This is a genomic window from Roseateles sp. P5_E4 (assembly GCF_054049255.1).
The window spans coordinates 46,058-57,758 of the sequence record NZ_JBFUMS010000010.1; the positions used below are offsets into that span (position 1 = coordinate 46,058).

The following is an 11,701-nucleotide window of genomic DNA, read 5'->3' on the forward strand; positions in this document are numbered from 1 at the left end:
CGCGCCGTGCCACCGCGAAGCTGGCGGCCATGAACACGAACCGCCTCCCCTTCCTTGACGGCCTGCGCGTTGCCGCCTTCGCGCTGCTGATCCCGTATCACGTCGGCATGTACTACGTGACCTGGGACTGGCATGTGAAGAGCCCCGCGGCCAGCGGCGCCCTCGAGCCCTTTATGCAGCTCAGCTCGCCGTGGCGACTAGGCCTGCTGTTCCTGATTGCCGGCGCGGCCTGCCAGGGCCTGTTCACCAAGCGCGGCGCCCTGGGCACGCTGAAGGACCGCTCGCTGCGCCTGCTGCTGCCGCTGCTATTCGGCATGGCCGTCATCGTCACGCCGCAGGCCTATTTCGAGGTGCTGACCAAGGTGCCGGCGCAGTTGCCGGGCGATGGCGGCTACCTCGATTTCTGGCAGGCCTACCTGAAGGGCGGCAAATACTGCCGCGGCCAGGACTGCATGGACGTGCCGACCTGGAACCACCTGTGGTTCCTGCCCTATCTGTGGCTGTATGCGGTGCTGGGGGCGCTGCTGGCCCGTTTCATCCGCCTGCGCGGCGAGCTGCGGTTGCCCGCCTGGGCCTGGCTGCTGCTGCCGGCGGTGCCGCTGGCGCTGATGCGCATCTTCATCAAGCCGCGGTTCCCGATCGAGCACGACCTGGTGCATGACCTCTACAACCACCTGCAATACGGCTGGCTGTTTGCCATCGGCTGGGCCAGCCGCACGCCGTTGGCGCAGGGCTTCTGGGCGGCGGCATTGCGGTTGCGCTGGGTGGCCCTCGGCGTCTCGCTGGCGGGCTGGGCCGTGCTGATGGTCTTCAGCCAGCAGTACGCCGAGGCGACGCCGAGCGATGCCGTCCTGACCGCCGCCCGCACGCTGCGGGGCTCGCTGACCTGGTTTGCCATCGTCGCCGCGGGCGGATGGGCCCAGCGCGCCTTCACGAAGGAGTCGCCGCTGCTGCGCGAGGCGAGCAAGGCGGTGTTCTGCCTCTACATCCTGCACCAGAGCGTCATCGTCGTGCTGAGCCAGTGGCTCAAACCTCTGGCCCTGCCCTGGGGGCTGGAGGCGGTGCTGCTGATCGTGCTGACCTTTGCCATCAGCGGCGGCGCCTATCTCGTGCTGCGCCGCGTGCCGGGGCTGGCGTTGCTGGTCGGCATTCAGCGCACGCCGCGCAAGGCGCTGCCGTCCACGCCGCGCGTGATGGGGCAGTTGACGACGATGCCCGTCACGTCGAGCTCGACGTCGCCCGAGGCCTGAGCGTCCAGCACCGCCTCTTCGGAGCGCAGCTCGCGCGGCGGCCTGGCCGGTTTCCAGCGCACCAGCACCAGCCGCCACAGGGGGCTGTAGTTCGGATCTGGCTTGGTCGCGCCCACGGCCGCCGGCCCGGAGGCGAAGACGCTGATCTGCGCGCCATCGGCAAACTTGTAGACGCGCTCGGTCAGCGAGGCGCTGCCCATGCCCACGGCGCCGGCCAGGCGCGGCACGTGGTGGATGCCCGCCTGCGCGGCCATCGTCCCGTCGGAGATGTCCGTCGTCACGTACTCGACGCGCTTGCCCTCGACCCATGCCTGCTGGCGCGGCAGCGTGATGCCGGAAGGCGAAGCGCAGGCGCCGAGCAGGACGAGCGCCAGCGAAGCCAGGCCGTGACGGAGAAGGGGGTGCGAGGTCATCAAGAGCAATCGCCGAGCCATTGCCAAGTCTTACACCCGCGAGGCCCCGTGGCTAGCGTACCGAAACCCCGCGCAGATGGCTGCTGCGCGTGTCCAGCACCGCGACTCGGCCGCGCGCATCGAACACCAACCAGCGGCCGCGGTGCTGGCGCATCTGCGGTTCGTCCTGCTCGGGCCAGCGCCAGCGCGCATGTACGAGGCCGCTGTGCCAGTGGGCCAGCTCCAGCAGGTCGTGTTCACCGTCGAAGCGGGACAGCACGAACCAGTCGCCACCGCCCTTCAGCACCTCGGCGCCGGACAGCACGATCTCTCCGCCCGCCGGTCCGCCGGGCGCGATCTCCCGGGCCCGTACACGGGTTTCCGTCTCGGTGCCGGACACGGTGATGAGATCGACCAGGCCGCGCCCGTGCACGAAGGCGCGGCCCAGCGTGTTGCCGTCGGTGGGCGGCACTTCCTCGCGGGACTGCAGGCGCCGGCCCTGCAGCAGATAGGTCCACTGCTGGGCGGGGATCTGCTCTGAAGGCGGCGCCAGCAGCCAGCGCTCGCGGACGTCGCCGCGGTCGATCTGCACGACGGGTCCGGGCAGGTCGGCGACGCGCCACAGCACGTCCCGCAGGCCGGGCGACTGCACGTCCAGCACCTCGACGCGGTTGCCGATGCCCACGCTCCAGCCGACGCCGTCGAAGCCATCGGCGAAGGTGTCGAAGCGGTGCAGGCCGAGGTCGCTCCAGCGGCCGCGCGCGAGCTCCAGCCGGCTGACGCGCCACACCTCCTCGCGGCGGGCCAGGGCGAGGGCGATGCCACCGTCGTCTGCCGCGATGAGGCGCTGGGCCGGCACCGCGAAATGCGCCAGCCGCCGGCCCCGCGCGTCCAGGCGCACGACACCGCCTTCGCCCAGGGCCAGCAGCAGCTCGCCGTCGGCCAGCGGGATGGCATCGACGATGGCCTGCAGGCCCACCGGTGGCAGCTCGGCTTCGAGGGCTTGCTGGCGGCTCTCCAGCGGCCGCGCCGCCGGGTCGGCCGCCAGGGGAGGCAGGTCGGCCGACAGGGCCGCGTCGCCGGCCAGCGTGACGAGCTGGCGCAGTCTGGCGGTATCCAGCGGCAGCGGCCGCGGGCCGGCCTGGTCGGCCAGCAGCGGGCCGACGATGAGGGCCGCCAGCCGGCGCGCGGCGGGCGTCGTCGGCGTCGGCAGCTGCAGCAATTCCTCGGCCAGCGCCCAGCGCTCGGCCTGCAGGTCGGCGTCGCCTTGCAGGGCCTCGATCAAGGCGCTGCGTGTGGGCAGCGAGTCGGGCCAGACCTGGGCGCGCCAGGCCAAGGCCCGCACGCCCTGGCCACCGCCGGCGGCTTCGGCCACGTCCAGCCAGGGCGCGGCGCGGCCATGCTCGACCCTCAGCGGCCAGATCACCTGCACGGCCTCGAGCCAGCGGCCATTGGCGGTCAGGGCCTCGGCCCAGGCCAGGCGCAACTGGGCGGCCGCCTGGGGCCAGCGCGCCTGCAGCAGGTCGACCGCGGCGGCAAAGGCGCCGTCGCGGCGCGCGACCAGCACGGCCTTCTTCCAGTCGCCCGCCAGCGCGTAAAGGCGCACGATCTGGGCCGGTGGCATGTCCCAGCGGAAGGCGAGTTCGGCCGCATCGGCGGCGCGCCCGTGGCGCTCCAGCAGGTCCAGGGCCTCCTGGCGCGACTTCAGCAGCTCGGCCAGCACGAAGACGGCCTCGTCGATGCGGCCGGCGGTTTCCAGCTGCTGGGCGCTGCGCCGGTAGAGGCTGCGCAGATGCGCCTCCAGGTCGGCGCCGAAGTCGACGGAGGTGGCGGCGCCACCGCGCTCGCCCAGGCGCAGGTCCTGGCGGGGCCCGAGGCGGCCGAAGGCCTGGCCCAGCGATTCACCCCCCAGCGGGATGGCGTGGCGCAGGGCCTCGTCCAGCCGCCCTTCGTCGAACATCGCCAGCATGCGGCGCATATAGGCCGCGTGCTGGGCGCCGAGCAGCCGGCTCAGGCCCGAAGTGATGGCCAGCCGCGCAGCCCATTCGCGCCAGCGCTGGGGCACGACCCGTGAGCGCGTCAGGCGCTGGCGCAGGCCGGGCGCGGTCGCCTTCGCCGCCGAGGGCAACGGCCGCGATGGCGCCGCGCCTTCGTCGGAGTCCCGCCAGCCTCGCCGGGCGAAGTAGAGAAGGGGAAGCAGCCACCAGAGCCGTGGCGTGAGACTGGTCTCGCTGCCGAACAGCAAGGCCAGGACGAGGATGACGAGCCCGATGGCGAGAGCGACCAGCAGCAGCTTGCCGAGGCGGGCGCCGATGGCCGGCTGCGCCGCCGAGCGCCCGGACGACGAGGCCGCACGCGCCGGCGCATCGCGCAGCGCCTGCAGCAGGCGGCGCGCCTCGGGCGAGGGCTCGCGCGGGATGCCCGGGCCGAGGATGTCGTGCAGCTCCTTGGGCTGGGCGACGAGCTCGCGCGGCGGCTCTGGCAGCCGCAGGTCCAGGGGCTGCAGCAGCGGCACGTCGACCTGCAGCCAGGTCGACGGATCGACCGCTTCGGCCGCGGCGAGCTGCAGCGGGCGCAGGCGCCCGCCCTCGGCCAACCAGACATCGGCCGTGGCGCGGCCGGCCAGTGCCGCGGGCTCGATGGCCGCGCTGCACAGCGCGCCGGCCACGCGGCGCAGCGGCCAGGCCGACAGCCGGTCGCAGTCCATGGCCCGCGGCTGGGGCAGGCAGAGCAGGTCGCCCTCGGCAAAGCGGTGCAGGCTGGCGCCAGCGGTCCAGGCGGCCAGCATGTCCCGCTGTCGCGCGGCTTCGCCCTGCCAGCCGGCGGGCCACCACAGCGCGGCCACCGGGTGGTGACCAAGCAGCGTCGGGTGGCTGACCTCGGCGCTGCGGATGTCCAGGGCCTCAGTCATCTTGGCCCTCCGCCGCTTCGCCGCCGGCGTCCTGCACCGTCATCAGGCGGCCGCCGTCGGACGACAGCACGATCAGTTCACGGGCCTGGGTCAGCACGGCGACGCGACCGGTGTGGGGGCAGACGGTGCATTGCGTGATCGGTGTCGTGCTGTTGAACAGGTTGCGCCGGCCTTCGCGCGTCTGCAGCCGCAGCATGCCGCGGCCGGCGCTGAGGAAGACCAGGCTGGCCGCGCCTGCCTTGGCGTGGAAGACGCCGACGGCCTGCTCGCCGGGCTGCAGCACGACCTCGCGCTCATCTGCACCGCCCTCGGCATCCAGGGCGAGCTCGGGTCGGGCCGCCGCGAACAGCCGCCAGCTCTCATGCGGCGCCTTCTGCTGCCGCACCGCGAGTGCCCCCAGGCGCGCCTGGCCGCCGGGCAGGGCCTGCAGCGCGAAGAACACCGCGGCCTGGGATTCGTCGACCTTGCACAGGCGGCGGCGCAGCGGGGTCTCATCGCCGTCCTTGTCCAGCTCGCGCAGCCAGACGCCATTGCCCCAGAACACCGCGTAGGCGAGGCGCTCATGGTCCAGGTTGACCATGCCGATCACCTGCTTGTCGATCTCGTGAACCGGCGCCAGCGAAGGCGTCCAGGCCAGCAGGCGGTTGCGGCGGTCGATGACGCAGACCAGCCGCTCGGCGCCGGCGCCCAGCAGGCTCAGTGGCATCCAGCGGCCGGCCGACACGGCGGGTTCGAAATCCTCCCGCGACGGCCGGGGCCGTGCGGCGAAGCGGTCGACCTGCCAGAAGTAGAGCTGCTCGTCGTCGAGTGCCAGGCCGAAGGACTGGCCCTTGTGCAATTGCGCGGCGACCAGGGGCCGTGCCGACGACCATTCCTGCCGCCGCCAGCTGACGCGGCCGCCCTGGCCGGGCGCCGGCATCTTGAGCACCAGCATGGCGTGGCCGGTCAGTGCCCGCACGGCGACATGGCTGCCAAAGCGGGAAAACAGCGGCGCGCGGTTCAGTGCCATGCGCAACTTCGCGTCGGCCTTGACGGGCCGTGGGGCGGCGGCCGCCTCGACCTCGAAGCGACCGCGCAGCAACCGGGTGGTCACGTCGTCGGCGGGTAGCGGCAGGCGCGCCCGTCGTGTGGTGCTGGACGCGACCAGCTCGGCCTCCAGTGCGTCGCCGGCCAGCGTCGGGCGCAGCACGAGGCGGCGCTCCCGGCGCGCCGGCGCGGCACCCGCGGCGCCCACCCACCAGACCTCGGCATCGACATCGCCCTGCTCCAGCAGCGCGGCCTTCCAGGCGGCCTCCTGCGCCGCGCCGCCGGCTGCGAGGCAGCGGCCGTTCAGCAGTTGCAGCAGTCTTTGCGGCGCGTCGGCTTCGTGCAGCTGGCCCGGCTGGTGCAGCAGGCCCCAACGCAGCGTGCCGCCGAGATCGACCGCGCGGCGGGCCAGCAGCACCCAGGCCGCCAGCTGCGCCAGGCGCGGCGCGCCGAGCTGGCGCGGGCCGGCGTCGAAGATGGCCACGACGATGCGCTCCGACGGGATGGCGCGCAGCTGCGGGGCCAGGAAGAGATGTTCGGCCGCCGCGGCCCGGCGCAGGAACTCGTCCGGGATCTCGTCGGCCAGCAGCCATTCGCTGGTCAGCAGCCGCTCGTAGGTGCCACGCAGGCGCAGGTCGCCCAGGCCGTCGGGCTCGGTCGCGACGCGGCCGGTGTTGGCCGATGCGGGACCGGCCAGCTCCGCCAGCCGGCGCACCAGCTGGCCCAGGGCGTCGGCCAGCAGGGGCTCGAACCAGCCCAGCCAGGGTCGCCAGGGCTGCAGCGGGGCAGGGAGTTCCGTTGGGGCGTTCATGCAGGCTTCAGGGCCGCGCAGCGCTGCAGCGCTGCAGCACGGCATCGCTGGCGGCCTGCGGCGCGTCCAGTGGCAGGGCGACGGTCGGATCTGGCCACAGCAGCAGCGGCTGCCGGCCATGGTGGCGGCGCAGCGCGCGGTCGACGAGGTCATGGGCGAGATCGGGCTCGGCATGCGTGGGCAGCCACAGCGAAGGCGCCTGCGGGCTGGGTGCGGCATAGCGGATGCCGTCCACCCAGGGCAGCGCGTCGGCCGTGCCGAGCACGACCAGCCAGCCCGGCGCGGCGACCATTTGCAATGACTCCCGCTCGCTGGCCAGCTGCCGCGACAGGCGCTCGAGCAGGCTGGCCGCGACGGCGCCGCGCGCGACGGCCGCCCGCGGTGCGAGGGCCTGCTCCACCGGCCGCCAGCGCCAGCCGCTCATGGCGCCGACGTCGTCGCGTCCAGCCGGGCGCGCAGCTGGGCGCGCACCTCGGCCAGCTCGGCCGGCAGCTGCTCGGCCGAGAAGTTGGCGTCGATCTCGCGCAGCACGGTTTCCAGCCGCACCGGGGCGGGCTCGCCCGCCGGCTCCAGGCAGGCGCGGGCGGTGTCGAGCAGGCGGGCGATGCGCGAGCGCGGCTGCAGCGTGGCTTCCTCGACGGCGTGATGCAGATGGGGGTGCTCGGCCAGCGCGAACACTTCCTTCAGCGCATCGCGAGCCTGCTGCTGGGCCGCCTGGGTGGGCAGGGCGTACAGCACCGGCCACAGGTCCGAGGGCTGGGCCTGCAGGCGCCCGGCCAGCACGGCGGCCGCGGCGACCAGGCGCTGGGCCTTGACGATGCGGCGGTCGGACGGGCGGATGCCCACGGCGCGCAACTGGCGCAGCGCGTCGGCCAGGGCCGGGCGCACAGCGTCCATCTGCACCTGCTGCAGATGCCGGCTCAGCAGGTCCAGATGGGCCAGGGCACCGCTGTCGTCGATGTGGGCGAAGTCGGAGCGCCAGCCGCCCTGCAGCAGGGATTCGAGCTGCTCGTCGGGCACCGGTTCGACGAAGGCATGCAGCAGGAAGCGGTCGGCAAAGGCGGCAAGGGCCTCGTCGTCGGGCAGGGCATTGGCCGCGCCGACGCAGACCCGCAGCGGGCAGGGCAGCTGGGTGTGGCCGCGCCGGAAGCGCCTTTCGTTGAGGATGCCCAGCAATGTGTTGAGGATGGCCGTCGAGCCGAGGAAGACCTCGTCGAGGAAGGCCACGTCGGCCTCGGGCAGCATGCCGGTGACGTCGGTCTCCACCGTGCCCTCGCGCAGCTTGCGCAGGTCCACAGGGCCGAAGAGTTCCGAGGGCTCGGTGAAGCGGCCCAGCAGGTATTCGAAATAGCGCCCGCCGAGGGCCTGGGCGACGCGGCGCACGACGGCGCTCTTGCCGGTGCCGGGCGGCCCGACGACCAGCAGGTGCTCCTGGGCCACGGCGGCCAGCACGATGAGCTCGGCCAGGGGTTCGCGGCCCACCAGGCCCACGGTGGCGGATTGGATGGCGGCGCGCAGATGGCGCGCGGCGTCTTGCAGGGCGTTCATGGCAGGTCCGGCCTGGTGCCGTTCTTGGAAATGTGGCGTCGGCCGACGTTCGCTGACGCCGCTCCTCCCGAGGCCTGTGGCGGCGATTGTCGTCGGTGCGGCGCCGCCGGCGGTCCCTGCATTCACGGTGCTATGGTGGGCCGTCCTCCCTGCATTCCTGCCATGAACGTGAGTCGAATCCTGTCCACCGTGCTGCCGCTGTTTGCGGGTCTGGCCCAGGCTGCCGACGCCCCCGTCGCGCCGCCCCCTGCCGAGCCCGCCTACACCACAGTGCGGCCCATGATTGCCGACCAGCAGCGCCTCGTGGCGCCCAATGCGGTCGAGATCAGCGAGGCCGTCGAGCTGGGTGGGCTCAAGCAATGGATCACCATCCGCGGCGCCGACAAGGCCAACCCCGTGCTGGTCTATGTGCACGGTGGGCCGGGCGCGGCCGAGATGGGGCGCAGCTGGCCCTACCAGCGCGGCTGGGAGGACTTCTTCACCGTCGTGCAATGGGACCAGCGCGGCACCGGCAAGACGCTGCGCCACGGTGGCGAGGCGGCCAACAAGGCCTCGCTGACACGCCGGCAGATGGCGGACGACCTCATCGAGCTGATCGCCATGGTGCGCCAGCGCCTCCAGGTCGAGCGCGTCGTCCTGCTGGGCCATTCCTGGGGCAATGTCATCGGCCTGGATGCGGCCATGGCCAAGCCGAGCTGGGTCAGCGCCTATGTCGGTGTCGGGCCGTTGATGAATCTGCAGGCCAACGAAAAGGCGCAATATGAGGCGCTGCTGGCCGAGGCGCGCAAGCGCCATGACACGGTCGCGTTGACCGAGCTGGAAGCCATCGCGCCCTATCCGGGTGAGGGCGAGATCCCCTTCGCCAAGGTCAATGTCGCGCGCAAATGGGTGATGGCCTATGGCGGCCTGGCCGCCTACCGCGACAACGCCGATTTCTACTTCCGCGCTGCGCGGCTGTCGCCCTATTACGAGTTCGAGGACCGCCTGGCCATCGACCAGGGCGGCCAGTTGTCGGTGCCGGCCCTACTGCCCGACATGCGCCGCGTCGACCACACGCGCATCCGCGAGACGCGCTTCCCGGTCTTCATGTTCCTCGGCCGCCACGACCTGACCACGCCGTCCTCGGTCATCGAACCCTGGTTGACCCAGCTGAAGGCGCCGGTGAAGAAGCTCGTCTGGTTCGAGCACTCGGCGCATCTGGCGCCCCACGAGGAGCCCGGCAAGTTCCTGCTCGCTCTGGTCGAGCAGGTGCGTCCGTTGGTGCGTTAGTACCAGTACGCCGGATACGGCCGCCGCGTGGCCCGGTGATAAAGCACCGCGACGACCACCATCGTCAGCGCACCAAACAGCGTGGGAAAGAGCAAAAAGCCCCACTTGGGTGCGACGAGGAACACGATCACGGGATTGGAGCCCGCGGGTGGGTGCATCGTCCGCGTGAGCATCATCAATGCCACCGAGACCGCCGCGGCCACGGCGAGCGACCACCACGCCGGGCCGAACACCGCCAGCACCGCCAGGCCCACCGCTGTGCAGATGAAATGCCCACCGATGACGCTGCGGGGCTGCGAGAAGTGCAGCTCCGGGAAGGTGAACATCATCACTGCGGTCGAGCCGAAGGAGCCCAGCAGCAGCAGCACGCCCAGGTTGAACGAGCCGATCGCCAGCACGCCAATGATGGTGAACACGCCGGCGCAGGCCAGGACGCCCTGGCTCAGGGTGTAAGTGGGCGCCCTCGTGGGCGGATGCACGACGGGCGCCGGCGCGGGCGGGCGGGCCACGACGTCGGGAGCAAGCTCGCTCATGGATGTCCTCGGCAGGTCTCGGAGTCGCAGCAAGGAGCGCGCCAACTCAGGGCATAAAAAAGGGGGCAGGCCTGCAGCCTTGCCCCTGAGAACGCCACCGACACCTCTCAGCGATGGCGAGGAGAGCGAAACGAGGCCTCAGGCCGGGTTGCTGGCCGGCGTGCCGGGCACGGCTTCCAGCTCACCCGATGCGCGCGCCTTGCGGCCGTAGAAGATCTCGAACAGCGGCGTGGCCATCATGGTCGTCACCACCGCCATCAGCACCAGCATCGAGAACAGGGCCGGGCCGATGATGCCCTTCTGCAGGCCGATGTTGATGATGATGAGCTCCATCAGGCCGCGCGAGTTCATCAGTGCGCCGATGCCCAGGGCGGTGCGGTTGTCTTCACCGGCCATGCGCGCAGCCAGGTAGCAGGCGCCGAACTTGGCCAGCACCGAGGCGACCAGCACACCGGCGGCGATCAGCAGCAGCTGCACCGAATTGATCATGTCCAGGCGCGTGTTCAGGCCTGAGTAGGTGAAGAACATCGGCAGCAACAGGATCACCGTGAGCGGCTCGACCTTCTTCTTCAGCTCGGCAGCGAACAGGCCGCGCGGCATGACGGCGCCCAGGATGAAGCCGCCGAAGATGGCATGGATGCCGACGGCGTCCATGATGAAGGCCGACGTGCAGAAGCAGATCAGCGTGATGCCCAGCACCGTGTTGCTCATGTGGCCATCACGCTCGACCATGCGGCCCAGCGGGGCCAGCAGCTTCTTGCCGAACAGCATGACGAAGGCCGCCCACAGCACGCCGCCGCCGATGGCCAGCACGGCCACGCCGGGGCCCGCACCAAAGGCCGCCAGCACCAGGGCCAGCACGCACCAGGAGGCGGCGTCGTCGAAGGCGCCGGCCGTCAGCGTCAGGGTGCCCAGCGAGGTGTTGGCCAGGCCCTGCTCGTTGATGATGCGGGCCAGCATCGGGAAGGCCGTCAGCGCGATGCAGGCGCCCATGAACAGGGTCGCATTCGCCGTGGAGATGCCTTCGGCAAACAGCCCGGGAACCTGGAGCAGCAGCGGTGTGATCAGGAAGGCGATGAAGAAGGGCGCCGCGATGCCGGCGAAGGACACGCCCATCGCGCTCTTCGCCTTGGTCGCGAAGTGGTCCAGTCGCAGCGTCGTGCCGACCAGGAACATGTACAGCCCCACACCCAGCTGGGCACCGGAGTACAGCACGCTGCGCATCTCCTTCGGGAAGATGGCGGACTGCACGTCGGGGAAGAACAGGCCCAGCAGCGACGGGCCGAGGATGACGCCCGCGATCATTTCTCCAACCACCTGGGGCTGGCCCAGGAATTTGCGGCCGGCCCAGCCAACCACGCGGCACGCCAGCATGATCAGCCCGAGCTGCAGGAAGAAGTGGACGCTGAAATCGCCCGGCGCGTAGGTCTTGGCGGCCGCGGCCGCAGCGGGACCATGCTTGGCGAACACGTCGCCCATGATGGCAAGAAGGTCGAATTCCATGGCTGTTCCTGTAGATTTTTTGCCGTTGCCACGCACCGCCGCGCGGTTTTGTACAACGTTGTCTGCCTCTTTTGGTGAAAGCGCTCTCACCACGTGGAACACTTTGCCAGCCGGGTTTTCAATGTCCATTGGGTCGAACAGATCCGGGCCTATGTACCTACATCCCAATTGCGCGATTGCAGGTAGGTAGGTACATTGACGAGGCCATGAAACTGCTCACCAGCCGCGATTTCAACCGTGACGTCAGCCTCGCCAAGCGGGCGGCGCAGGTCGAGCCGGTCGTCATCACCGACCGCGGCCAGCCCACTCATGTGCTGATGAGCATTGCCGAGTACCGCCGCCTGACCGGCGAGGGCGAGAGCATCCTGGAGCTGCTGGCCATGCCCGAGGTCGTGACGATCGATGCGGCCGACGCCGCGGCCGATGGCGCCTGGGATCACCGCGAAAACCTCCCCTGA

At 71.2% G+C, this 11,701-nt stretch carries 10 protein-coding genes; 3 read left to right on the forward strand and 7 right to left on the reverse strand.

What is annotated here, in order from left to right:
- The first annotated feature begins 29 nt into the window (after positions 1-29).
- Positions 30-1,250 carry an acyltransferase family protein gene (locus ACXJLH_RS19520; RefSeq protein WP_457388943.1) on the forward strand — a complete coding sequence of 407 codons (1,221 nt, stop codon included), beginning with the start codon at positions 30-32 and terminating at the stop codon, positions 1,248-1,250.
- On the opposite strand, the gene ACXJLH_RS19525 is transcribed toward ACXJLH_RS19520, so the two are convergent.
- Genes ACXJLH_RS19525 through ACXJLH_RS19545 form a run of 5 tightly spaced genes read right to left on the reverse strand, consistent with a single transcriptional unit; the run spans position 1,151 to position 7,938 of the window.
- A complete protein-coding gene (locus ACXJLH_RS19525; RefSeq protein WP_457445799.1) occupies positions 1,151-1,663 on the reverse strand; it encodes a DUF7482 domain-containing protein in 513 nt (170 codons plus the stop codon). The two genes, ACXJLH_RS19520 and ACXJLH_RS19525, sit on opposite strands and share 100 nt — an antisense overlap.
- A 52-nt stretch (positions 1,664-1,715) precedes the next feature.
- Positions 1,716-4,553: a bpX6 domain-containing protein gene (locus ACXJLH_RS19530; RefSeq protein ID WP_457445800.1), complete on the reverse strand. Its 2,838-nt coding sequence runs from the start codon at positions 4,551-4,553 to the stop codon at positions 1,716-1,718.
- A complete protein-coding gene (locus ACXJLH_RS19535) occupies positions 4,546-6,390 on the reverse strand; it encodes a hypothetical protein (RefSeq protein ID WP_457445801.1) in 1,845 nt (614 codons plus the stop codon). Before ACXJLH_RS19535 ends, ACXJLH_RS19530 begins: the two co-directional genes overlap by 8 nt.
- A 7-nt stretch (positions 6,391-6,397) precedes the next feature.
- A complete protein-coding gene (locus tag ACXJLH_RS19540; protein WP_457445802.1) occupies positions 6,398-6,814 on the reverse strand; it encodes a bpX5 domain-containing protein in 417 nt (138 codons plus the stop codon).
- Positions 6,811-7,938: an AAA family ATPase gene (locus ACXJLH_RS19545; protein WP_457445803.1), complete on the reverse strand. Its 1,128-nt coding sequence runs from the start codon at positions 7,936-7,938 to the stop codon at positions 6,811-6,813. Before ACXJLH_RS19545 ends, ACXJLH_RS19540 begins: the two co-directional genes overlap by 4 nt.
- A gap of 162 nt (positions 7,939-8,100) precedes the next feature.
- Between ACXJLH_RS19545 and ACXJLH_RS19550 the strand changes: the two genes are divergently transcribed.
- Entirely contained in the window at positions 8,101-9,207 is a 1,107-nt protein-coding gene (locus tag ACXJLH_RS19550; RefSeq protein ID WP_457445804.1) for an alpha/beta fold hydrolase, read from the forward strand.
- Here ACXJLH_RS19550 and ACXJLH_RS19555 read toward each other — a convergent pair.
- Positions 9,204-9,740, reverse strand: coding sequence for an HPP family protein (locus ACXJLH_RS19555; protein WP_457388948.1), 537 nt, complete (start codon positions 9,738-9,740; stop codon positions 9,204-9,206). The genes ACXJLH_RS19550 and ACXJLH_RS19555 overlap by 4 nt on opposite strands.
- 138 nt (positions 9,741-9,878) lie before the next feature.
- Positions 9,879-11,243, reverse strand: a complete 1,365-nt coding sequence (locus ACXJLH_RS19560; RefSeq protein WP_082532341.1) for a cation:proton antiporter — start codon at positions 11,241-11,243, stop codon at positions 9,879-9,881.
- Between the two features lie 206 nt (positions 11,244-11,449).
- Here ACXJLH_RS19560 and ACXJLH_RS19565 point away from each other — a divergent pair, with 206 nt between their 5' ends.
- Positions 11,450-11,701, forward strand: coding sequence for a type II toxin-antitoxin system Phd/YefM family antitoxin (locus ACXJLH_RS19565; RefSeq protein WP_056191539.1), 252 nt, complete (start codon positions 11,450-11,452; stop codon positions 11,699-11,701).